The organism is Desulfoferula mesophila (assembly GCF_037076455.1).
Lineage (GTDB): Bacteria > Desulfobacterota > Desulfarculia > Desulfarculales > Desulfarculaceae > Desulfoferula > Desulfoferula mesophila.
In genome coordinates, this window is the sequence record NZ_AP028679.1 from 4,166,186 (window position 1) to 4,186,075 (window position 19,890).

The 19,890-nt window shown below is 65.7% G+C and carries 26 protein-coding genes; 4 read left to right on the forward strand and 22 right to left on the reverse strand.

Going from position 1 to position 19,890, the window contains the following annotated elements; genetic code table 11:
• Window positions 1–124: 124 nt before the first annotated feature.
• The 4 genes from AACH32_RS19285 to AACH32_RS19300 form a co-directional block, all read right to left on the reverse strand.
• Window positions 125–829, reverse strand: a complete 705-nt coding sequence (locus tag AACH32_RS19285) for an ABC transporter ATP-binding protein (RefSeq protein ID WP_338603244.1) — start codon at window positions 827–829, stop codon at window positions 125–127.
• Window positions 830–839: 10 nt separating this feature from the next.
• The gene (locus tag AACH32_RS19290) at window positions 840–1,997 is read right to left on the reverse strand and encodes an ABC transporter permease (RefSeq protein ID WP_338603247.1); all 1,158 of its coding nucleotides are present in this window, start codon (window positions 1,995–1,997) and stop codon (window positions 840–842) included.
• Between the two features lie 4 nt (window positions 1,998–2,001).
• Window positions 2,002–2,559, reverse strand: coding sequence for a DUF2318 domain-containing protein (locus AACH32_RS19295; RefSeq protein WP_338603250.1), 558 nt, complete (start codon window positions 2,557–2,559; stop codon window positions 2,002–2,004).
• A 120-nt stretch (window positions 2,560–2,679) separates the two neighbouring features.
• Window positions 2,680–3,030: a hypothetical protein gene (locus tag AACH32_RS19300; protein WP_338603253.1), complete on the reverse strand. Its 351-nt coding sequence runs from the start codon at window positions 3,028–3,030 to the stop codon at window positions 2,680–2,682.
• A gap of 109 nt (window positions 3,031–3,139) precedes the next feature.
• Between AACH32_RS19300 and AACH32_RS19305 the strand changes: the two genes are divergently transcribed.
• A complete protein-coding gene (locus AACH32_RS19305) occupies window positions 3,140–3,781 on the forward strand; it encodes a TIGR04282 family arsenosugar biosynthesis glycosyltransferase (protein ID WP_338603256.1) in 642 nt (213 codons plus the stop codon).
• Here the strand turns inward: AACH32_RS19305 and ppsR are convergent.
• The 4 genes from ppsR to AACH32_RS19325 all read right to left on the reverse strand — a co-directional run bounded on the left by ppsR (window position 3,753) and on the right by AACH32_RS19325 (window position 6,710).
• The gene (ppsR, locus tag AACH32_RS19310) at window positions 3,753–4,574 is read right to left on the reverse strand and encodes a pyruvate, phosphate dikinase/phosphoenolpyruvate synthase regulator (protein WP_338603258.1); all 822 of its coding nucleotides are present in this window, start codon (window positions 4,572–4,574) and stop codon (window positions 3,753–3,755) included. The genes AACH32_RS19305 and ppsR overlap by 29 nt on opposite strands.
• Window positions 4,571–5,038, reverse strand: a complete 468-nt coding sequence (locus AACH32_RS19315; protein WP_338603261.1) for a DUF3124 domain-containing protein — start codon at window positions 5,036–5,038, stop codon at window positions 4,571–4,573. Before AACH32_RS19315 ends, ppsR begins: the two co-directional genes overlap by 4 nt.
• A 94-nt stretch (window positions 5,039–5,132) precedes the next feature.
• Window positions 5,133–6,116 carry an esterase-like activity of phytase family protein gene (locus AACH32_RS19320; RefSeq protein ID WP_338603263.1) on the reverse strand — a complete coding sequence of 328 codons (984 nt, stop codon included), beginning with the start codon at window positions 6,114–6,116 and terminating at the stop codon, window positions 5,133–5,135.
• Window positions 6,117–6,239: 123 nt separating this feature from the next.
• Window positions 6,240–6,710: a hypothetical protein gene (locus tag AACH32_RS19325; RefSeq protein WP_338603266.1), complete on the reverse strand. Its 471-nt coding sequence runs from the start codon at window positions 6,708–6,710 to the stop codon at window positions 6,240–6,242.
• Between the two features lie 129 nt (window positions 6,711–6,839).
• Here AACH32_RS19325 and AACH32_RS19330 point away from each other — a divergent pair, with 129 nt between their 5' ends.
• Window positions 6,840–7,190 (forward strand): histidine triad nucleotide-binding protein, encoded by a 351-nt coding sequence (locus AACH32_RS19330; RefSeq protein WP_338603269.1) that lies wholly within the window; start codon window positions 6,840–6,842, stop codon window positions 7,188–7,190.
• Window positions 7,191–7,225: 35 nt separating this feature from the next.
• On the opposite strand, the gene AACH32_RS19335 is transcribed toward AACH32_RS19330, so the two are convergent.
• The 12 genes from AACH32_RS19335 to AACH32_RS19390 all read right to left on the reverse strand — a co-directional run bounded on the left by AACH32_RS19335 (window position 7,226) and on the right by AACH32_RS19390 (window position 16,929).
• Window positions 7,226–8,818, reverse strand: a complete 1,593-nt coding sequence (locus tag AACH32_RS19335) for a PAS domain S-box protein (RefSeq protein ID WP_338603271.1) — start codon at window positions 8,816–8,818, stop codon at window positions 7,226–7,228.
• Window positions 8,819–8,918: 100 nt separating this feature from the next.
• Complete coding sequence (locus AACH32_RS19340) at window positions 8,919–10,034, reverse strand: M20 family metallopeptidase (protein ID WP_338603273.1); 1,116 nt, start codon at window positions 10,032–10,034, stop codon at window positions 8,919–8,921.
• Window positions 10,034–10,576, reverse strand: a complete 543-nt coding sequence (locus tag AACH32_RS19345) for a GNAT family N-acetyltransferase (protein ID WP_338603276.1) — start codon at window positions 10,574–10,576, stop codon at window positions 10,034–10,036. The genes AACH32_RS19340 and AACH32_RS19345 overlap by 1 nt, the downstream gene beginning before the upstream one ends.
• A 209-nt stretch (window positions 10,577–10,785) precedes the next feature.
• On the reverse strand, window positions 10,786–11,607 hold the full coding sequence (locus tag AACH32_RS19350) for a potassium channel family protein (RefSeq protein WP_338603278.1): 822 nt from the start codon (window positions 11,605–11,607) through the stop codon (window positions 10,786–10,788).
• 83 nt (window positions 11,608–11,690) lie between these two features.
• Entirely contained in the window at window positions 11,691–12,131 is a 441-nt protein-coding gene (locus tag AACH32_RS19355; protein ID WP_338603281.1) for a thioredoxin family protein, read from the reverse strand.
• Window positions 12,132–12,231: 100 nt separating this feature from the next.
• Window positions 12,232–12,687 carry a thioredoxin family protein gene (locus AACH32_RS19360; protein WP_338603284.1) on the reverse strand — a complete coding sequence of 152 codons (456 nt, stop codon included), beginning with the start codon at window positions 12,685–12,687 and terminating at the stop codon, window positions 12,232–12,234.
• 22 nt (window positions 12,688–12,709) lie between these two features.
• Window positions 12,710–13,963 carry an OmpP1/FadL family transporter gene (locus AACH32_RS19365; protein ID WP_338603287.1) on the reverse strand — a complete coding sequence of 418 codons (1,254 nt, stop codon included), beginning with the start codon at window positions 13,961–13,963 and terminating at the stop codon, window positions 12,710–12,712.
• 156 nt (window positions 13,964–14,119) lie between these two features.
• Entirely contained in the window at window positions 14,120–14,614 is a 495-nt protein-coding gene (locus AACH32_RS19370) for a DsrE/DsrF/DrsH-like family protein (protein WP_350341600.1), read from the reverse strand.
• Between the two features lie 75 nt (window positions 14,615–14,689).
• Window positions 14,690–15,004 (reverse strand): ArsR/SmtB family transcription factor, encoded by a 315-nt coding sequence (locus AACH32_RS19375; protein WP_338603293.1) that lies wholly within the window; start codon window positions 15,002–15,004, stop codon window positions 14,690–14,692.
• Window positions 15,005–15,132: 128 nt separating this feature from the next.
• Complete coding sequence (locus AACH32_RS19380; protein ID WP_338603296.1) at window positions 15,133–15,759, reverse strand: DsbA family oxidoreductase; 627 nt, start codon at window positions 15,757–15,759, stop codon at window positions 15,133–15,135.
• Window positions 15,760–15,891: 132 nt separating this feature from the next.
• A complete protein-coding gene (locus tag AACH32_RS19385) occupies window positions 15,892–16,536 on the reverse strand; it encodes a lactate utilization protein (protein WP_338603299.1) in 645 nt (214 codons plus the stop codon).
• Between the two features lie 45 nt (window positions 16,537–16,581).
• On the reverse strand, window positions 16,582–16,929 hold the full coding sequence (locus AACH32_RS19390; RefSeq protein WP_338603301.1) for a DsrE family protein: 348 nt from the start codon (window positions 16,927–16,929) through the stop codon (window positions 16,582–16,584).
• A 277-nt stretch (window positions 16,930–17,206) separates the two neighbouring features.
• Here AACH32_RS19390 and AACH32_RS19395 point away from each other — a divergent pair, with 277 nt between their 5' ends.
• Together AACH32_RS19395 and AACH32_RS19400 are read left to right on the forward strand one after the other, a co-directional pair.
• Entirely contained in the window at window positions 17,207–17,551 is a 345-nt protein-coding gene (locus tag AACH32_RS19395) for a hypothetical protein (protein WP_338603303.1), read from the forward strand.
• A 61-nt stretch (window positions 17,552–17,612) separates the two neighbouring features.
• Complete coding sequence (locus AACH32_RS19400) at window positions 17,613–17,861, forward strand: LDCC motif putative metal-binding protein (protein ID WP_338603305.1); 249 nt, start codon at window positions 17,613–17,615, stop codon at window positions 17,859–17,861.
• A gap of 261 nt (window positions 17,862–18,122) precedes the next feature.
• Here AACH32_RS19400 and AACH32_RS19405 read toward each other — a convergent pair whose 3' ends face one another.
• The gene (locus AACH32_RS19405) at window positions 18,123–18,452 is read right to left on the reverse strand and encodes an IscA/HesB family protein (protein WP_338603308.1); all 330 of its coding nucleotides are present in this window, start codon (window positions 18,450–18,452) and stop codon (window positions 18,123–18,125) included.
• A 76-nt stretch (window positions 18,453–18,528) separates the two neighbouring features.
• The gene (locus tag AACH32_RS19410) at window positions 18,529–19,857 is read right to left on the reverse strand and encodes a (Fe-S)-binding protein (protein WP_338603310.1); all 1,329 of its coding nucleotides are present in this window, start codon (window positions 19,855–19,857) and stop codon (window positions 18,529–18,531) included.
• Between the last annotated feature and the right edge of the window lie 33 nt (window positions 19,858–19,890).

Below are 19,890 nucleotides of genomic sequence, written 5' to 3' on the forward strand. Positions count from 1 at the left end.
GGCACAGCCAGCCGCCGGCAGACAAGGCGTCCGGCGAGGGAGTTCCGCAGGCGTATATGCAATACGCCGAGGAAACGAGCGATGCCGGCAACGCAGTATGCCGGGGGCTGGCGAAGCCGTACGGCTAGCCGCAGACGGCGGCCAAAGCCTTCCCCGTCTCCTCCCCTTGCAACTTGCCGTCGGCCATGTTGAGCACCCGGTCGGCGTAGCCCGCGCAGGTGGGGCTGTGGGTGACCATCACGATGGTCATGCCCTCGGAGCCCAGGCGCTGCAACAGCTCCATCATGCGCCCGGTGTTGGCCTGGTCCAGGTTGCCGGTGGGCTCGTCGGCCAACAGGATGGGCGGCTGGTTGACCAGGGCCCGGGCCACGGCGGCCCGCTCCTGCTCCCCGCCGCTCACCTGGGAGGGCAACCGTTTTTCCTTGCCCGCCAGGCCCACCCGCTCCAGGGCCAGGTGGGCCATCTCCAGCTTTTCGCGCCTGGCCAGGCGCTTCACCGCCAAAGGCAGCATCACGTTCTCGGCCAGGCTGAGGTAGGGCACCAGGTTGAAGGACTGGAACACGAAGCCCAGGTATTCCCGGCGGAAGTCGGCCCGCTGGTCCGGGCCCAGGGTGAACACCTCGATGCCGTCCACCAGGTAGGAGCCTTCCTCGGGGGTGTTGAGCGCCCCCAATACGGCCAGCAGGGTGGACTTGCCGCTGCCCGAGGGGCCCATCACCGCCACGAACTCGCCGGGGTCGATATCCAGGCTCACCGAGTCCAGGGCCTTGACCTGGGCCGACCCCTTGCCGTAGGCCTTCATCAAATCGCGCGCAACTATCAAGCTCATGGTCGTTCTCCTACAGGGTCCGCAGGGCCTGGGCGGGGTCCAGGCGCGAGGCCATCCAGGCGGGATAAAGGCTGGCCGCCGATCCGCAGATCAGGGCCAGGGCCAGGGCCGCGCCGGCCAGGGAGGGATCCCAGGCCAGGTGGCCTCCCCCGTCCTGGCTGAACAGGGGCAGGGCCAGTTCGCCGGCCAGGTGCCCGGCCAGATAGCCCAGGAGCCCGGCTGCGGCCGAGAGAAGCAGGGCTTCGGTGAGTACCACCCGCATTACCTGGCCGCTGCGAAAGCCGATGGCCCGGAAGATGCCGATCTCGCCGGTGCGCTCCTTGACGCTGCCCATCATGGTGACCAGCACCACCAGGCCTCCCAAAAGGGCCACCAACAGGGACACCCCCAGGGCGAAGCGCTTAAAGTGGGCCAGGGCCTCCATGCGGCCCTTGACCACGCTCTGGATGGCCACCGCCTTGGCCCCGGGCAGGGCCTGGTTGATCTGGGTGACCATGGCCTCGATGGGGCAGTCCTTGCACAGGGCGGCCACCTCCACCAGCGACACCAGCCCCGGCTTGCCCAAGAGCTGCTGGGCCGGGGCCAGGGGCATGAACAACAGGTGGTCGTCCTGGCTGCCGGTGGGCTCCAGGACGCCGCTGACCGTGAACTCCCGCCCGCCCAGGCTGACCCGGCCGCCGGGGCTCAGGCCCAAAAGACGGGCCGCCTCGGCGCCGGGGGCCACCTGGCCGTCCAGGGGCTCCTTGCCCGCGAACTTCCACCAGGGCTTGAGGATACTGGCCTCGCTGAAGTCCACCCCGGCCAGAAGCACCGGGCGGCCCGCCGCCTCGGTGCGCCCCAGGACCATGGGCCCCACCGCGGCGACGTTGGCCGAGTTCTTGATCTTGCGGATGGCGGCCAGGTCGGCCTGGTAGATCTCCTTGGCGTCGAAGGAAAGCCCACCCAGGCTCAGGCCGCCGTAGGACATGTTGAGCTGGTCGCTCTTGGGGGTGATGAGGATGTTGGCCCCGTATTTTTCCAGCTTGTGGTTTATCTCGTGGGTAAGAGCCGAGCCCAGGCCCATCAGGGCCACCATGGTGGCCACCCCGGTGAGCAGCCCGGCCAGCACAAAGGCCGCCTTGGCCTTCTTGCGCCTGAGGTTCAAGAGGGCGATGTCGGTGAGGTTCATAGGGTTAGCCCCGCTTGGTGAAGTTGAAGTAGCGCCGGCCGTCCATGATGTCGGCCAGACGGATGATCACCTTGCCGTTTTCCACCTTCCGCTGCAGGGGCGCGGGGTTGCAGCCGCCCTTGATCTCGTTGACCTTGATCGAGGGGAAGTGCTTGCCGCAGTTGGCGCAGACCATGTCGTCGCCTTGCTGGTAATAGCCCTTGCCCTCCGGCCAGCACACGTCGCAGGCGTCGTAGGCCGCCCGGATCACCCCGTCGGAGCTTTTGATGACAAAGTAGCGCACCAAGACGCCGCCCTCGCCCTTGAGCTCGAAGTGGCGGGCCTTGCCGTCGGTGAACAGGGTCTCGTCCAGGGCCACCACCTTTTCGCCGTTGACCGTGGCCAGGGAAGCGGCCTGGGGCGCCTCGCCCGAGCCGGGGGAAATGAGCCACCAGGACAGGCCGCCGGCCAGGGCCAGCACCGCCACCACCACCAGCGCGGCCAAGCCCTTGGAAGAGCCGCCGCGATTGCTGCCCAGCACCTGGGCCTTCTTGTCCATGTTCTTTTTGCTTTGCTTGGTCATGACTATCTCCTGATCTTTGCGTAAACCTCTCAAGGACCCTCAAGGGGGCACGGATGCGCGCCGCCGCGCCGTTCGGGCGCGCGCCGGGGTCAGGGAGGCGCCGGGCCTCCTGAGAGGTTTTTAGATCAGCAGACGGGTGGTGGAGATATACAGCGGCACCGGAGCACGGGCCCTGGGCCGGGGGGCGGGGCCGGGCCGGGAAGCCGGGGCAAACCAGCCAACCGGGAAGACCGCGCCGGCCAGGGCCGGGGGCATGATTCTGAAGCCATGATTGGGGACCAGGGGCCGGTGGTCCTGGGCGGGCGTCTGCACACAGCAACAACCGGACGCGCCCATGGGGCAGGCATCCTGCCCGGAGCTTGGTTGGCCAGCCTCCGGGCAAGACGAGGGCGCGTCCATGGCCGCGGCGGGTGCGGCATAGGCCAGCGCCAAAAACAACGCCACCGCTATGGCATACTTTACTAACGCCAAGGGCCCCGCTTCCTCCGTTAAGGTAGTCTAAAGATAGCGCCGCCCCCGGCCATAGTCAACCAAACTAGTAGAGATTATTCGCTCGCCCCAGCCGAAGCGAGAAAGCCCCATGACCGACCGCCCACCCCGCCTCATACTTTTTTCGCGCCTGCCCAGGGCCGGAGAGGCCAAGACCCGCCTGATCCCGGCCCTGGGGGCCAAGGGGGCTGCCCGCCTGCAAGAGAGGATGGCCCGCCGCCTGGCCGGGCGCATGCGCCAGCTGGCCGCGCGCCTGCCGTTGGAGCTGGAGCTTTGCTACACCGGCGGCGACGAGGCCCAAGCCCGGGCCTGGCTGGGCCAGGGCTTCGTCCTGCGCGAGCAGATTCAGGGTCATCTGGGCGAGCGCATGGCCGAGGCCCTGGAGCGGGCCCTGGCCCAGGGCGCGCCCCGGGCCGTGTTGGTGGGCAGCGACCTGCCCGGCCTGGGCGCCCCGCTGTTGGCGCGGGCTTTTGCCGCGTTGGAGAGCTCCCCCCTGGTGCTGGGTCCCAGCGCCGACGGCGGCTACTATCTGGTGGGCCAGAGCCGCACCGCGCCGGGGCTGCTGGACGATCCCCATTGGCTCGATCTGGCCGGAGTTTTGGGCCGGGCCAAGGCTCTGGGCCTGGAGCATGCCCTGCTGCCCCCCCAACGCGACCTGGACACCCCGGACGACCTGGCCCATTGGCGGGCCCACGATCCCCAGGTCAGGGCCTGGACAGACCCAACAGCCTGACCACCCGCCCGGCCACCTCCTCGATGGGCAGGTTGGTCACGTCCACCAGCTTGATGCCCTTGAGCATGTCGTAGACCTCGTGGCTGTAGGCCAGCTCCCGGGCCACGTCGCGGGCGTCGGTGTAGCCTTGCACCACCCGGCCCTCGTAGCGGCTGCGCCGGATGCGGGCCAGCACGTCCGGGTCGATGGTCAGCCCCACTTTACGCGGCCGTTTGAGGGTGAACAGCTTGGCCGGGGGGTCCAGGCCCCGCACCAGGGGCACGTTGGCCACCTTGAGGTCGAAGTTGCACGACAGGTACAGGCTGGTGGGGGTCTTGGAGGTGCGGCTCACCCCCAGGATGATCACGTCGGCCCGGCCCAGGTCGTCCAGTCCCGCCCCGTCGTCGTGGCGCAGGGTGAAGTCGATGGCCGCGGCCAGGTGCATGGATTCCTCTCCGGCGGCGTGCAGCATGCCCGGATGCAGGCGGGGGCTGGCCCGGAAGCGCCGGGACATGCGGCCAAGAAGGGGCCCCAGCAGGTCGTAGGCCTCCAGGTCGCGCCGGTGGCGCTGCCCGTGCATGGCATCGCGCAGGCTTTGATCCACCAGGGAATAGATCACCAGGGCCTGGTCGCGCTCGGCCTCCTCCAGGGCCTTGGCGATCTGGGCGGGGGTCTTCAGGTGGGCGTGGCGCCGGATTTCGGCTTGGATGGAGCGGTTGAACTGGGTCAGGGCGGCCAGGGTGACGCGCTCGGCGGTCTGGCCGGTGGCGTCGGAAAAGACGTGGACCTTTACCCTGCGCCGCCGCCGGTTCATGGCTCCGGTTCCAGGGGCACCCCCTGGGTGGTCAGGCTGATGCCCTGTTGCCCGGCGGTGCCCATCATCAACACCTCCACCAGGGGAGCGGGCGCCGGCTGGGCGGCGGACCAGCGGATCAAGATGCTGGGCGTGCCCGTGCCGGCCGGGCAGGCCGGGGGCAGCAGGCGCAGGGAGGCCAGGGGCTCCAGGCGCTGCTTGCCCTGGACGCACTGGGTGCCCATCTTGCCCTTGCCGTCCACCAGGGTGACCGAATCCACGGTGATGGCCTGCTTGCGGCTGATATTGCGCACGTAGACCGTGGCCGTCAAATCCATGCGTCGGCCCCGGTGGTCCACGATCGCCTCCTGATACAGCGGGGCGTAGATGGCCCCCTGGCGGGCGGGCTGGGCCCAAGCCGGAACGGCCCCGATCAGCAGAAGCAGGCAAAAGGCGGCGGTCCAGGCGCGGCGGTGCATGGGCATGGGTTTCTCTCCTAACAATGGCGATACCTATCTCTAGACTATCCCGTGGGCCCCTCTGCGAACAACGAATAAGTACCGGGAGCGAGGCCGGTCCCTAGCGCCAGGGGCCGGGGGGCAGGCGGAAGGCCAGGAGCAGGGTGCGCTGCAGGGGGAAGTAATTGTCGTCGGACAGCAGGTATACCCGCAGGCCGCCCGCGGGCTCCGGCACCACCGCCAGGCCCTCGAAGTTGTCGGTGGCCAGGGGCGGGGCCAGATCGGCCAGGAGCACCGGAACCAGCTCCGCGCCGGAGCGCAGCCCCTCCGGGGGCAGCCAGCCCAGGCGGGCCCGGGCGCCCAGGACTGGGTTGTAGGCCCGCTCCAGCACCAGGCAGCCGCCGCCCGGCAGCGGGGCCAGGGCGGTGGGCTTGAAGTCGGCGTGCAGCCGGTAGCTGATTTTTTGCCAGCCTTGCCCGTCGCCCAGGGCCCCCGTGGTGCGCCCTTGCCGCCCCGAATCCTCGGCCAACAGCAGGATGCGCCCGTCGGCCAAGACGCTGACGGCCTCCACCCCGCTGTTTTTGGGCGAGGCGGTGAGCCAGGGCGGCAGGCTCAGGGGCTCCGGCCGCCCGGCCAGGCCCAGGGGCGGGGGATAAAACCACAGGCGGTGGTTGCGCTCGAAGCTCACCAAAAAGCCGCCGCCCCGGGCGGCCAGCCCTTCGGCGTCGCGGTTGCGCTTGCCCTGCAAGACCTGGCCCCGGGGGTCCAGCAGCGGCCCCAGGCGGGCCGCCTCCAGGCCCAGCGGCGCGCCGGCGGAGTTGGAGCGCAGGTCGGCCCTAAGCCACCAGCCCTGGTCGCTGACGGCCCACAGCCGCCCGAGGTCCGGCGACACCCACAGGCCCGAAAGCCCCCCGAAGGCCGCCTCCGAACTGGTCAACGACAGGCCGCCCAGATAGGTGAGGCGGCCGAAGTCGCTGCGCCGGGGATGCTCCGGGTCCAGGGACAGATACGCGGCGCTGACCGCTATTGGGCGCCCCTCCCCCGGCGCGGGAGCCGGGCCGGGCGGGGCGCAGGCCGCGACCAAGGCCGCCAGGCCAAGCGCCATCGTCAATATCCGCCAAACGCTACGCAAGCTTGTCTTCCTTGCCGGCTCCGAGCCGGGACCAAACAAAGCCTCCCCTCGGGCCGGAACGACGCGGCCGCGGGGGAGGCGATCAAGACAGAGAAATTAGCGGGCCGGGGGCAGGCTCCACTTGATGCTGTGCACCTGGCCGGGCGCCAGGTCCAGGGTCAGCTTCTGCTCGTAGTTCATCAAATCCACCGGCACCGTGCCCATGCCCTTGGTGCGCATCACGTAACCGCTCACGTTGAACAGGTAGGTGTGCTTGCCGGCGGGGGCCAGGAAGGTGACCTTGCGAACCAGGGGATTGACCCCCGTGATGACCTTTAACTGCTGGGGCTCGGTGGGCTGGAGCTGAGGGAACGGCCCCTGGGGCACCACCAGGTTGAAGCCCCAATCCCAGTAGACCACCTCGCTGGGATACTGCAGGAGGGCCGGGTTGGCCTTGGCGCTGAACTCCACCTCGATGCGGGCCGGGTTGGCCCCGGGGTTCAGGTAGACCGGGGCGCAGGCGGCCGCCAACAGGCAAAGGCCGGCCAAAACGTAAAGATATCTTCGACGGGACGGTACGCGTTTCATCTTCGTCTCCTCCCCCAAAAAAGACACGGCTAGGTTCAAGATAAGGGTCACAGGCACGCTCTCGCGCCTGTTATCTATTATACTGGGGAGCGGCGGGATGATAAATCAATCGTAACCAGAGGAGGGGCCATGCCCAGTATATTCAGCAAGATAATCAGCGGCGAAATCCCGGCGGAGATCGTGCACCAAGATGAGTTGGTGACCGCCTTCCGGGACGCGCACCCCGCCGCGCCCACCCACATCCTCATCGTGCCCAACCAGGAGATCACCGGAGTGGACGCCCTGGAGGACTCCCAGGCCGAGGTGGCCGGCCGCATGCTCCTGGTGGCCCGCGACCTGGCCCGGCGCGAGGGGGTGGCCCGGAGCGGCTATCGCCTGATCATCAACTGCGGCCCCGACGGCGGCCAGGAGGTGATGCACCTGCACATGCACCTGATCGGCGGGCGGCCCCTGGGGCCCATGCTGGCGCGGGATAAATAAGGCTCCGCCCAAGGCTCTTGGAGCCGGTTCCGCGTTTAGGCCTCCACGCTTTCGGTTATGTCCTGGACCAGGCCGAACAACAGCTGGGGCCCGCCGGGCCGCGCGGGACGGCAGAGGGCCCAGCAGTGTATGTGGCGAGTGGCGTCTCCGGGCAAGGTAACCCGGATCACCTGATCGAAAGGTCCGCCGGTTTCGGCCGACCGCCACAGGAGGGTCTCAAAGCGCGTCCAGTCCTCGGGATGAATGAACTCCTGGTGGCGTTCGTAGGAGGGCACCCCCCGAGCCGGATCTTGGCCCATGATCTCGAACATGGCCGCCGACCAATACACCTCCTTGCTCTGCGGATCAAGGCTCCAATAACCCAGGCGGGCGGCCCGTTGGGCCAACTCCAGGGCCGCGTTGGCTTGGCGCAGGGCGGCTTCGGTTATGCGGTGACGGCTGATGTCCCTGATGGCCGATATGAGGCACCGGCGGCCCTCCAGCTCGAAGGGCTGGGCCGACCACAAGGCATAACGTGCCTCGCCCGACTTGGTGGTGTACTGAATCTCGAAATCCCTCAGCGAGCCCTGTTCCTTTATGAGGCGCAAGGCCTCCTTGCGCCGGTGCCCGTCGGTCCACAGCCCCACCTCCGTGGGGGTGCGCCCCAACACTTCGCCGCGGGTGTAACCGGTCAACTCGGTGAAAAAATCGTTGGTGTCCAGCAGGACCCCGTCTTCCAGACTGGTGATGGCCATCAACACCGGGCTGTTTTTGAACACCAGGGAGAATTTTTCCTGGCTCTTGGCCTGGGCCATTTGGGCCTGCTTGCGTTCGGTAGCGTCCTCGGAGACCCCCAACACCCGCACCGCCCGGCCCTCCGGGCCCCTCACGCACACCGCCCGCTCCCTGATCCAGCGCACCGGACCCCGCGGGTGCTGGAAGCGAAACTCCACCTCGGTGTCGGTGCCGCGCACCCGGTGATCGGCCAGGGCCCTTTCCAGCGCCGGCCGGTCCGCCGGCAACACCAGCTCCAAAACACTCAGGGGATGGTCGTACATGTCCTGCAGGGACAAGCCGAATATTTCCTCCGCCGCCGGGCTGATGTACTCCAGTCGGCCGCTCTGGGGATCGCGCACCCAAAAGACCTCGCGGATGCTCTCCACCAGCTCCTTGAAGCGGACCTCGCTGACGGCCAGGGCCTTTTCCGCCTCCACCTGGCGGGTGATGTCGTGCATCACCGCCAGCCAGCCTTCCGTCTCGCCGGGCAGGGGCTCGTCGGCCACCGCCGAAAGCAGCACTTGGACCAGGGCTCCGTCCTTGCACACCATGGTCAGGGGCAGATCGTTCAAAGGCCCCCCGTTTTTCAGCCCGCCCCGCCGGGCCTGTTCGTAACGCCGCTGGGATTCCTCGGTGAAAAAGTCGGACTCCGCCCGGCCCAACACCTCGTGTCGCTGGTAGCCCAGCCTCTCCAGCCAGCGGTCGCTGATGTTGACCAAACGGCCCAGAAAACCGCAGCAATGCAGCATGGCCGGGGTGTGCTGATACAGGGCCCGCTGGCGGTCCTTGGCCTGGGAGAGCAGCCGCGCCTGGGCCCGCAACTGGTCCAGTTCGGCCTGATCCACGGTCTGCTTGGGTTGGGAGTCGTCCATGGCCTTCACTCGCAATGGTCGGCGAAAAACTTGGCAGCGGCCTATCTTATCTCGAAAGGCCCCCCGCCTGTCCAGACGGCCCGGCCCCTTGGCGGCGGGGTCAGGAGGCCTGACCTTGGCTCAGGGCCAGGGCCAGCCGGTAATAAAGCTCGCTGGCGGTGGCCACCTGGCTGAAGCTCACCCACTCCTGGGGGCGATGGGCCGCCTCCAGGCTGCCCGGCCCCAGGATGATGGGCTTTACCCCGGCGGCCCAAAGCTGGTTGGCGTCGGAATGGCTGCGGAAGGCCCCGGGCAGCCAGGGGCGCCCCATCTGGCTCACCGCCTTTTGCAACGCCTCCACCACCGGCCCCCGGGGGGGCAGCTCGTAGCCCGCCTGCACCGTCTCGAAATCCAGCCGCAGGTTCAGGCCGTCGTCGCTGTTTTTCTCGGCGGCCACCAGCTCCTCGATCTCCACGGCCACTTCCCCGGCCGGGGAGTTGGGGGGCAGGTGCAGATCCAGCCAGGCCTCGCATTCCTCGGGCACCACGAAGCCGCCCCCGCTGCTGAACAGATCGCGGATGTTGTAGATCACCTCGGGCCGCCGGTTTTGCAGATGGGCGGTGAGGGTGAGCAGCAGGCGCAACATGTCCTCCACCGCCTTGCGGCCGCCCCCGGCCAGCGAGGCGTGGCGCCGCTCGCCCCGGGTGACCAGCTTCAGCTCCATGTAGCCGTAGTTGTGCAGACAGGGCTCCAGACGGGTGGGCTCGCCCACCACCGCCCAGGGGAAGCGGTACTCGCCCACCAGGGCCTCGGCCCCGTCGCCCGCCTCTTCCTCGCCCACCACCAGGGCCAGGGTCAGGGGCAGCTCGCGCACCCCCTGCTCCCACAGGGAGACCACGGCCTCGATCATGGCCGCGCAGCCGCCCTTCATGTCCGCCGAGCCCAGGCCCCACACCCGGTCGCCCTCCTGGCTGTAGCCGAAGTCCTCCAACTCGTGGGCGCTCACCGTGTCGAGGTGGCCGATCAGGGCCAGCTCGGCCTCCTCGCCCCCCAGAGCCACCACCAGGTTGCCCCGCTCCTCGTCCACCTCCTGGCGCACCACCGGCAGGCCCCGGCGTTTCAGCCAGCCCTGCAGATAGCCGCACAGGTCCTCTTCCTTGCCCGAGGGGCTGTAGATGTCGAGCATGGCGGCCAAAAGCTTCTTGAGGCGGGCCTGGTTGACGGGGGTGTCGTTCATTAGCGTCCCTCCTCGTGGCCCCGGTGCGACTGCGCCCGGTGGCCCGAGAGGTTCAGGCTCATGTACAGGTGCTCCGAGGGCTTGCCGAATCCCAGCTTGCGGAAAAAGCGGATGGCCGGCAGGTTGTCGGCCTCGGTGTCCACCATCATGATGCGCACCCCGGCCTCCAGGTAGCGGTCGCGCAGCAGGTTGAACAGGCGCGAGCCCACCCCGTGCTCCTGCCAGGCCGGGTCCACCCCCAGCCACACCAGGTGGCCGTATTTCCAGGCGCTGCCGCTTTTGGTGATGGTGGTGCCCAGGGCGAAGCCCACCATGCGCCCCTGCTCCTCCTCCTCGGCCACCAGGCAATAATCGGTGTCGGAGGTGAACAGCCCCACCACCTCGAACTCGTCCCAGGTGCGGTAGAGGTTGGGCACCTCCTCGGCGGTGAACAGCTCCTCGCCCAGGTGGAACACCGGGGCCAGGTCGTCGATCTCCATGGTGCGCACGGTTATGCCGGGGCGTCTTTTGCCCTCGCCGTTGGGGCCTACGTGATAGCGCACGTCTTCCTCGCTGCTTGCGTGATGGTGGTTGAACTTAATTCTAGCGCATGAGCGGAGTTAAGTCAGATGCCGAACCGCTGGCCTGTAACGATGCCGGTCCGCTTGGCCAGGGAGGGTCAGGCAAGGCAGCCGGCGAGCGCAGACCGCAGGCGGATTGCCAATACGCCGAGGCCCAAGCGATGCGGCCCCCCGTCGTCCGGCGAAGCCGCCTAAGACCTGACCACCACGTCGCGCTGAGGGTCAAAGGGATTGAGCCGCACCGCCAGGGAGAAGAGATAGGGGTGGCGGCGGCTGAGGTGCCCGGCGTAGCTGAGCCAGCGCATCACCAACTGGCGGTACACCCGCTTGAGGTCCCCGGCCAGGTGGGCGGTGTCGCTGGCGGGCAGCTCAACCAGGTTGCGGCGGTGGTACAGCTCGTCCTTGAGGTGAAACACCGCCCGCAGGCAGTCGGTGAAGCCGTCGTCCTCGCTGATGGCCGGGTTTTCCAAAAGGCGCAACAAAATGCCCGTCTTGGCCGCCAGCAGCCGGCGCACCTCCTTGAGGTCCACCAGGGCGGGGTCCACCTCATAGCCATAGGCCACCAGGCGCTCTTGCAGGCGGCTGAAGTCGCCGGGGCTCCAGTCGGCCTTGACCCTGAGCTCGCCGGACAACTCCTCCCGCTGGGGGTCGCCCCGGGTGATCAGGTGCAAAAGCTCCGAACCCAGCTCGGAGAAGAAGATGCCCTCCACCATGTAGAGCTTGAGCTCGCGGGCCGCCTTTTCCCGGCGGCTGATGAGCATCTCGGTGAAGTTGGCCACCACCCCCATGAAGGTGCCCACCCCGCCCAGGATCAGGAAGATGGCCAGCACCTTGCCCAGGGGGGTGTGGGGGCTGATGTCGCCGTAGCCCACGGTGGTCACGGTGACGATGCTGAAATACACCGCGTCGTACAGGGGCAGGCCCTCGGCCAGGGTGAAGCCCACCGTGCCCAAAACCAGCACGGCCAACATCACTCCCAGGAATATGCGCAAACGAAAACGAGTCTGGTCCATGGCCCACCCGATTCAGGGATCGCGCGTTAGAGGCGGTTCACCAATGCCTACTCGTTAATAATAGCATTGGCGCGCGATAACGTTCAGGGTCGGCCGGAGAAAGCCTCCCAGCTCATGCGGTGGTGGTGGCCCATGCTCACGAACCTCAGGGCCTTGGTAAGGTCGGCGCGGTTCTGATAACCGGTGAGGCGCAGGGCGGGCTTGCCGCCGGGGTCCAGGAAAATGGTGGTGGGCACTTGCTTGATCTCGTAGATCTCCCCCAGGCGCGGCTCAGTGGTCACGTCCACCAACACCGCGTAGGCCTGCTTTTGCAGGTGCCCGGCCAGCTGGGGATCGCTGAAGACCAGGCGCTGCATCTTCTTGCACAGGTAACACCAGGGGGCCGAGAAAAACAGCATGATGGGCCGGGGGGTCTCGCGGGCCAGCTGGGCGGCCTGGTCATAGCTCAGCCAGGTCACTCCGCCCTGGGCCGGGGTCGGGTCTTGGGCCCGGGCCGGGGCGGGCGTCAGCCATAGCAAGGCCAACAGCAGACAAAATGCCGCCCGCCGACCCCGCCCGGCCACGAGGGGTGGAGGGCCGGGCGGGGTCGGGGCGGTCGCGATGCCGGGGAGGGCAGGCAAAGGCCTAGTGACCTTTCATGAACTTATCCAGGCTTTGCTTTTTATAGGCCTGGGTGCTTATGTAGTCCAAAAGGCCGAGGAATCGCTCCACGCCGATCACCCCCTTGTCGCGGTACACCTCCTTGCCTGCTGCGTTGAGAAAAACATAGGTGGGGGTGTATTGGGAGTTGAAAAGCTTCGTCGTGGCTTTGTCCTTGTCCGCATCCACCTTGGCGGCAATGAAGTCACGGTTGAGCTTGTCGATCACCGCCGCCTGGCTGTAGACCCTTATCTTCATCTCCTTGCAACGGTAGCAATAGGGCAGATGAAAATAGATCAACATGGGCTTGGCCTGCTTTTTCTGGGCGGCCGCGGCGGCCGGGTAGTCCAGCCAATGGATACCGCCCTCAGCGGCCTGGACCGGGGTCCAGACCAAAAGGCTCAGCAGGATGAGACCCACCAGGGCTGTGAGGCGTGGCATGGCTCGTGTCTCCCTCCGGTTTTTAGAAACGATAGCTGATCATGAAACTGGCCGTGTCCTGGTACATGCTCACCTCGGTGCCCGCGAAGGGGTTGGTCGGCGAGGGAGCGCCGTCGTTGGTCTGGTCGTTGTTAAAGGCGTGCACAAAGGCGAAGTCGAAGTCCCAGTCGTGGTAGGTGTAGGTGAAGCCTGCGGTGATGTGGTGCTCCACGATGGCCGGGAACAGGGGGTTCAGGGTATCGTCGGGCACCGGGTTCTGGCCGTAGTTGTAGCCCGCCCGCACGGTCCAGGAATCGTTGATCTCATACTGGGCGCCCAGGGCGAAGACCCACTGGTCCTCCCAGTTCATGATAAAGGGCACGGTCAGGTTCTCGTAGCCGGGGGGCACCGGCGCGTTGGGGTTGGAGGCGGTCACGGTCACGGTCTGGATGGCCGAGGCCCAGTTCACCCAGCTTACGTCGAAGGCCAGCAGCCACTTGGGGGTGGGCCGGAAAGAGACACCCGCTTCCACCTGCTGGGGCCAGGTGAAGTTGTCCATCTTGGCGTTCTGGTAGGTCACGTCGCCGGCGGGGCCGAAGTTGACCCGCATATCGCCGTCGTCCAGGTCCATGGAGCTCTCGCTGGTGTAGGTGGCGCCCACGGCCCACTGGTCGTTGATCTGGTAGTTGAGGCCGAAGCGTCCCGCCAGGGTGAACGAGGACAGGCCGGAGACTTTCTGGCCGCCCACCATGTTGGGGAAAAAGTTGTAGTCGACGGTGGCGTAGCCCGCGAAGGCGGTGATGCCCATGGTCAGCTTGTCGGTGACGTTATAGGCCACCGAGGGGGCCAGGCGCAAAAAGGCCACCTCGGAATAGAGGCTGTCGTCCTGGCCCATGAAGTTCTTGACGTTGTTGAAGTCCACGCCCATGCCGCCCTGGGCGAAGATGCCCACGCCCCACGACCAGCGGCTGGTGCCGATGCGCTGGGCATAGCCGGCGAAGGGCAAGGGGAACAACTGGAACTCGTTGTCCACCCCGCTCTGGCCGGGCATGGTCACTTCCATCTGGGGATTCAGGAACGTCCCGCCCACGCTGACCACCTGGTTACAGGTGGTGGCCAATTGAGCCGGGTTGCCGGCAATGGCTGTACAGCCGGCGGGCACGGCCACGTCGGCCCCGCCCATGCCCATGGACACCGCCCCGGTGCCGATCATGTTCATACCGTTGGTGGCCCAGGCCCCCAGGGGGGCGCCGAGCACCAGCAAAGCAGTCAGAATAGCTCCCAGCATCCTTCTCATGACGAATCCCTTCCTCTCGTTCCCATGGTTTAAATATGGTTTAGGGAACCACGTAACCGCACCCCTCCGGTTCCCGTTTTCGCTGGGGCCTGCCTTGCCCCAGCGCTCTGCTTTTGGTTTTTTTGGGGCTCCCGCTAGCCCGGGAGCCCCTTATGTCTAGACTAGTAGAGTGATGTTGCAGCCGGTGGCGTAGTTCAAGAAAGTGGCCGCGCCGCCCAGCTCGATGTCATCGATGAGCTCCTCGCGCTTGATGCCCATGACGTCCATGGTCATCTGGCAGGCGATGATCTTGACGTCGCTCTCCACGCAGGTGTCCAACAGCTCGGGGATGGTGGGCACGCCCACCTTGCCCATCCAGCCGTTCATCATCTTGGTGGCCATGGCGGTCATGCCCGGCAGCATGCCGATGATGTTGGGCACCGGCACCGGCATGGCCGGGTTGCCCACCGGGGGCACGCCCAAATGGGCGTTTTTGCCCTTGCGCAGGATGTCCAGGCCGTAGAAGGTGAAAAACACCTGGCATTCGATATCCAACGCCGCGCAGGTGGAGGCCAGGATCAAGGGTGGATAGGCCATGTCCAGGGTGCCCTTGGAAGCGATGATGGCCGCCTTGGAGTTTTTCTTGAGCGCGGTGGTGAACTGCTCGTCCACCGCCTTTTTCACCGCCTCATCGATATAGCTTTGAATCTCAGTGTCCACGGCAAGGCTCCTTTCAACCGGTCGGCCCTAAACGGGGCCGGCCCCCTCTGGGTTTCCGGAGGCGGGCTGGGCGCCCTCCCGGATGCAATGAATAATCTTGTAAACCTCGGGACGGGCGATGTGGTAGTAGACGCAGGCCCCCTCGCGCCGAGCCTCCAAAAGGCCCCGCACCCGCATGGCCTTGAGGTGCTGGCTGGTGGCCGCTTGGGCCGCGCCGATGGCTTGGCTTATCTCTCCCACGTTCAAGGCTCCCGGCTCCAGGCATTGAGCAATCTTGATGCGCAGGGGATGCCCCATTACCTTGAGCATCTCCGCCGCCTCCTCCAGGAACATCTGGTCCATCAATTTCTCCGGGTACGCTTAATTTAAAAAATGTATATATAAGAATATTAATATATGCAACTAAAAATATATATCCTTAATCACCTAGTAATATATGCCTATTGCATATTGTGCGGCAGATCGACCGCTCAGAGCAAGTGGCCGCCCCCGCGGGCGGCGTCCACCAGTTTTTTAAGCTGGGCATAGGGCTGGGCCCCCACCACCAGCCGGCCCCCGGCCAGGAAGCTGGGCACCGCGCTGATGCCCACCTGGCGGCTGTAGGCCCAATCCTTATCCACCGCCGGGGCGTAGCGGCCCGACTCCACCGCCTCCAGGGCCTCATCCGGCTCCAGGCCCACCTTGGCGGCCTCTTGGGACAACACCGCAAGATCGTAGATATTCTTGCCCTCGGCAAAATAGGCGCGGAACATGGCGTCGTGGAAGGCCTCGCCCTTGCCCTGCTCCTCGGCCCACTTGCCCAGCTCCTGGGCCCGGCGGCTGTTGAAGGTCATGGTGCGCATGCCCCAGGGCAGACCCTCTTGGGCCGCCGCGGCCTTCAGGCGCTCCAGCATGGCCGGGATGTCCATGCCCCGGCCCGCGAAGAGCTGCTCCAGGGTGCTGCCCTGGGGCGGGGTCTCCGGGTGCAGGGGAAAGGCGATCCACTTGAGGGTCAGGTTTTCCTCGGCCGCCAGCTTTTCTATACGCACGGTACAGAAATAGCACCAGGGTCAGATGTAGTCGCTGAAGACCTCGAGGGTCAGGGGGGCGTCGGACATGGCTGCTCCCTATGGATAGAGTGGTTCTCTATAGGTTAGCGCAACAAGCAGACTTGGGCAAAAGGGGGATAAAGAAAACGCCGCCGCAAAGCTCCGGGGCTTTGACGGCGGCTTTTTGTTAGAGAATAAAACCTAGTAGCCCAACTTCGCGCCCACCAGCACCACGTGGATGCGGTTAGGGATCATGGAGCCCTCGATGACGCTCCAGAAGTTGCAGATGCGCTTGGGCGCGCGGCAGTCGGCGCACAGGCCGTTTTGGTTGCAGGGGGTCTCCAGGTTCATGCGCATGGCGTTCACCGGCGCGGCGTAGTGTTTCACCCGCTCCACCGCGCACTCCAGGTCTTTCACCACCTTGTTCATACCCACCAGCAAGACCACCTTGGCCGGGCCGAAGGTCATGGCCGCCACCCGGTTGCCCATGCCGTCCAGGTTCACCAGGCGGCCGTCCAGGGTGATGGCGTTGCTGCTGGCCACCATGACGTCGGCGGTCATTCCCTGGCGCCGCCGGGCCAGGCCCTCCTCGGGGGTCAGGCCGGGCTGGTAGGGGTTGATCAGGTTCACCCCGTCCAGGGCTTCGATCTGCTCCCATAGGCCCAGCTCGGCCACGCTGCTGGAGCCGCAGCGGAAGACCGTGCTGCCGGCCGGTATCAGCTCCAACACCTTTTGCCGGGCCTGATCGGCGTCGGCGGCGTAGTGGCCGGCCATGCGCCTTTTTTCCAGCCAGGCGATGATGCCCAGGGCCACGGACTCGTTCCACCTTTGTTGAGGTGCGTCCACGTGCTTCCTCCATGTGCTTGGGTCAAAGAGGGCGGGGTCGGGCTCCTAGAAGGTCAACACCGGCAGCCCCGTCTGCAAATATTCGGTGAGCGGGGCGCCCATGTAGATGACCTGGAGGCCCAACTCTTCCAGGCGCGGGGCCACGCCGTATTTGTCGGCGCAGGCCCGGCAGGCCAAGAGCTCCACCCCGGCCCGCTTCAGTTCCTCCAGCTCGGCCTGCAGCTCGGCGTCCTCGGCCAGCAGAGAGGCCGAAGGCCCCCATACCACCAGGCGCACCGCGGGCCACCAGTTTTTTAGCCGGGAATTCTTGGCGTACATGAACACCATGTTCTTGGCCACTTCGCGGTCGCGGGAAGACCATATCAATACCAGGGTGTCGGCCTTGCTTTCCATGCTCAGCTCTCCATGAGGATGTTTGGTCGATGCCGGGATGGCGCTACTGTTTATTATGCCCCAAATGTGGCCGCCGAGAAAAATATCCGCGTTTTCGGCTTGGGCCGAGAAAGATTTACCCGGCAAATCAAGGAGTTCAGCGGAGCGCCTTGCAAAAGGCCGCCGTATAACCTACTTTATTAATAGGAAATAATGGTGGCTCAAATTCTAGAGCCGAGGTTGGCATGGTCGATGCAGTTAAATCGGGCAAACGCCAATCCCACCAAGGAGGATAGACATGAGACATATAACCACATTCGTCCTGGCCGCAACCTTTACCCTTCTTCTGGCCGCAGGGGCCATGGCTTGGGGCGGCGGCATGGGCGGCGGTTACGGCTGCGGCTACGGTTACGGTGGCCGCGGAGCCTCTCCGGCGTACCAAAACTACCAGGGCAATGGCTACGGGCCCGGCTACCAAGGCCGCGCTTATGGCCCGGCCTATTGTCCCGGTTGGGGATATCAAGGCAACCAGGGCCGGGGCTATATGGGCCCGGACCAAGGACAGGCACCTTACCAGGGCCAGGGCCAGGAATACAACCGGCCCGCGCCGGCCACCCCCCCGGCCGACAGCCTGGAACGATAAGTCATTCCCCCGGGGGTCCGGGCAGTTGGGCTCGGGCCCCCACCTCCCCAGGAGGTGAAACATGGCCCAGATGATACGTCGAACCGAACCCTGCCCCATCTGCCAGATGCCGGTCAAGACCGACGGGGCCAAGCTGGTAACCAAGCGCGACGGCAAGCTCTACTTTTTCTGCGCTCCCGGCTGCCGGGACAAGTTCCTGGCCGGCGGCCGCGCCGCCAAGCCCAAGGGCCGCTGGGGCCGCTTTTTGGACCGCTTGGCCCGGGCCAACGCCAAGGAGTTCGGCTCTTCGGGCCCGACCTGCTGCGGCTAGGCGCGGCGCCTGACCTGGCGGGCATTTGAGGATCACGGTAAGAGCCGCGATTCTCCCGGCTGGGTAAGTCCGTGCACCATTGGCGCCTCGATCGCCTTCGGACCGAAGCGCCATAAAAAAGGAGAGGACCGGCGTGTCCTCTCCCTTTTTTTTGTCATGCCTCCCCAACCGCAGCGGCGAACGCACCGATCATCCTCGGGCCGGGGGCAAAAAGAAAGGGAGGGGACGTCAGTCCCCTCCCCTGTATTTATCCTAGAGGCCTCAGCAGCCGCAGCTACTGCAACTGCCGCAACTACTGCTTTCGGGCTGGGGCAAGGGCTTGGAGCTGGAAAGCATGAAGCCCTGCTGCTCGGCGTCGGTGAGATAGTCCAGTTTCATGTCGCCCACTACCTCGGCCAACTTGGCCTCGATCACATAGCTGATGCCGTCCACGTCGTAGGTGTCATCGCCGTCGCGGGCCTGATCCACGCCCATGGCCAACTGAGAGCCGCTGCATCCCGATTGCAGGAAGATGCGGATGGGGGGTTCGAGGTTTTTTTCCGCCATTACCGCTTTGAGGGCCTCGCTGGCCGCGGGGGTAACTTCCATCATGACTAAATAGCCTTTCGCTAGGGGTTTTCCGTTTAGAAAAACATAAGGTCCCGGCCAGCCAATTGCAAGTGACGCGCTAGAATTCCATATCCAGGTCCACGCCCAGGCGCTCCCACTGGGCCGCCGCCTCGGCCTCGCCCTTGGCGACCTCTTCCTCGCTCCAGGGTTCGATGACCAGGCAATCGGCCACCAGCTCCCAGATATATTTCACCTCATATTTGTAGTCGTCGTAGTACTTGGGCAGGCGCTTCATGATCTGGTCGTGACAGTTGGAGCAGGCCACCACCACCACGTCGGCGCCGGATTCCTTGATGGACTCGTACTTCTTGCGCCCGTGCCAGGCCGCGTCGTCTTCCCAGGGCAGGGGCCAGTTGCCGCCGCCCGCGCCGCAGCAGTTGCCGTTCATGCGGTTGGGCTCCACCTCCACGAAGTTGTCCGCGCACTGACTGATGATCCAGCGGGGCTCGTCGAAGTAGCCGTGGCCGAAGTGGCTCTCTAGCTCCCGGCCGTGCTTACAGCTGTCGTGCCAGGTGAAGGTCTTGCCCGCGTACACGCTCTTGTCCAGCTTGATGCGCCCCGCTTTGATGATCTCCACCAAATAGTCGTAGAGATAGATGAAGTTGGTGGTGTTGTCCGGATCGTCGAACTCGCACATCTTCATGCCGTTGCGGCAGCCGTAGGAGCCGCCGCCGCAGTCGGGCATGATCATCCGGCCGATGTTGAACTCTTTCATCATGTCGATCTTGCGCTGGGCCAAGATGCGGGTGGCCTCGTAGTTGCCGGTGAACAGGCCCCAATCCACCGCCTCCCAGTTTTTGCTGGGGATGGTCCAGTTTTCCTTGGCCGCGTAAAAGATCTTCCACCACCAGTACATGTCCTCGAAGTCGCCGAAGACCTCCTTGGAGTTGGGGAAGAACAGGATGTCCGCGTCCTGTTTGTCCACCGGCACGTAGAAGCCGGGGCAACAGTCCTCGGCCATTTCCACGCCCATGTCGGCCATGGTGAACAGATAGTCCTCGCGGGGGATGGCCATGTTGTTGCCGGTGTTGAGCACGTTTTCCACGCCCTTGTGCAGGATGCCCGGCACCTTGTCGCGGGGACGCAGGCTTTTCATGTAGCCAAAGATGGCCGGCATGTCCAGGCCCATGGGGCAGGCGGCGGCGCAGCGGCCGCAGCCGGTGCACAGCCAGGGGAAGCGGCTGTTGACCACCTCGTCCAACATGCCCAGGGCCAGCATGCGGATAACCTTGCGGGTGTCCCAGCCCTGCATGTCCTCGGCGGGGTTGCCGGTGATGGGGCAGCCCCCGGAGCAGGTGCCGCAGGTCAGGCAGAGGTTGAGGTTGGCCCCTTCCAGTTTTTCCAGGACATCCTCGGGCAGCTTTTGGGGTCGAATGAGTTCAGACACGTGTCACCTACCGTATAAGGGCCGGGACGCGCC

Bases quoted from the DNA above. Each gene is read 5' to 3' on its own strand.
- AACH32_RS19285 (WP_338603244.1), bottom strand. From the start codon at position 829: ATGAGCTTGATAGTTGCGCGCGATTTGATGAAGGCCTACGGCAAGGGG.
- AACH32_RS19290 (WP_338603247.1), bottom strand. From the start codon at position 1,997: ATGAACCTCACCGACATCGCCCTCTTGAACCTCAGGCGCAAGAAGGCC.
- AACH32_RS19295 (WP_338603250.1), bottom strand. From the start codon at position 2,559: ATGACCAAGCAAAGCAAAAAGAACATGGACAAGAAGGCCCAGGTGCTG.
- AACH32_RS19305 (WP_338603256.1), top strand. From the start codon at position 3,140: ATGACCGACCGCCCACCCCGCCTCATACTTTTTTCGCGCCTGCCCAGG.
- ppsR (WP_338603258.1), bottom strand. From the start codon at position 4,574: ATGAACCGGCGGCGGCGCAGGGTAAAGGTCCACGTCTTTTCCGACGCC.
- AACH32_RS19315 (WP_338603261.1), bottom strand. From the start codon at position 5,038: ATGCCCATGCACCGCCGCGCCTGGACCGCCGCCTTTTGCCTGCTTCTG.
- AACH32_RS19320 (WP_338603263.1), bottom strand. From the start codon at position 6,116: ATGGCGCTTGGCCTGGCGGCCTTGGTCGCGGCCTGCGCCCCGCCCGGC.
- AACH32_RS19325 (WP_338603266.1), bottom strand. From the start codon at position 6,710: ATGAAACGCGTACCGTCCCGTCGAAGATATCTTTACGTTTTGGCCGGC.
- AACH32_RS19330 (WP_338603269.1), top strand. From the start codon at position 6,840: ATGCCCAGTATATTCAGCAAGATAATCAGCGGCGAAATCCCGGCGGAG.
- AACH32_RS19335 (WP_338603271.1), bottom strand. From the start codon at position 8,818: ATGGACGACTCCCAACCCAAGCAGACCGTGGATCAGGCCGAACTGGAC.
- AACH32_RS19340 (WP_338603273.1), bottom strand. From the start codon at position 10,034: ATGAACGACACCCCCGTCAACCAGGCCCGCCTCAAGAAGCTTTTGGCC.
- AACH32_RS19350 (WP_338603278.1), bottom strand. From the start codon at position 11,607: ATGGACCAGACTCGTTTTCGTTTGCGCATATTCCTGGGAGTGATGTTG.
- AACH32_RS19360 (WP_338603284.1), bottom strand. From the start codon at position 12,687: ATGCCACGCCTCACAGCCCTGGTGGGTCTCATCCTGCTGAGCCTTTTG.
- AACH32_RS19365 (WP_338603287.1), bottom strand. From the start codon at position 13,963: ATGAGAAGGATGCTGGGAGCTATTCTGACTGCTTTGCTGGTGCTCGGC.
- AACH32_RS19375 (WP_338603293.1), bottom strand. From the start codon at position 15,004: ATGGACCAGATGTTCCTGGAGGAGGCGGCGGAGATGCTCAAGGTAATG.
- AACH32_RS19390 (WP_338603301.1), bottom strand. From the start codon at position 16,929: ATGGAAAGCAAGGCCGACACCCTGGTATTGATATGGTCTTCCCGCGAC.
- AACH32_RS19395 (WP_338603303.1), top strand. From the start codon at position 17,207: ATGAGACATATAACCACATTCGTCCTGGCCGCAACCTTTACCCTTCTT.
- AACH32_RS19400 (WP_338603305.1), top strand. From the start codon at position 17,613: ATGGCCCAGATGATACGTCGAACCGAACCCTGCCCCATCTGCCAGATG.
- AACH32_RS19405 (WP_338603308.1), bottom strand. From the start codon at position 18,452: ATGATGGAAGTTACCCCCGCGGCCAGCGAGGCCCTCAAAGCGGTAATG.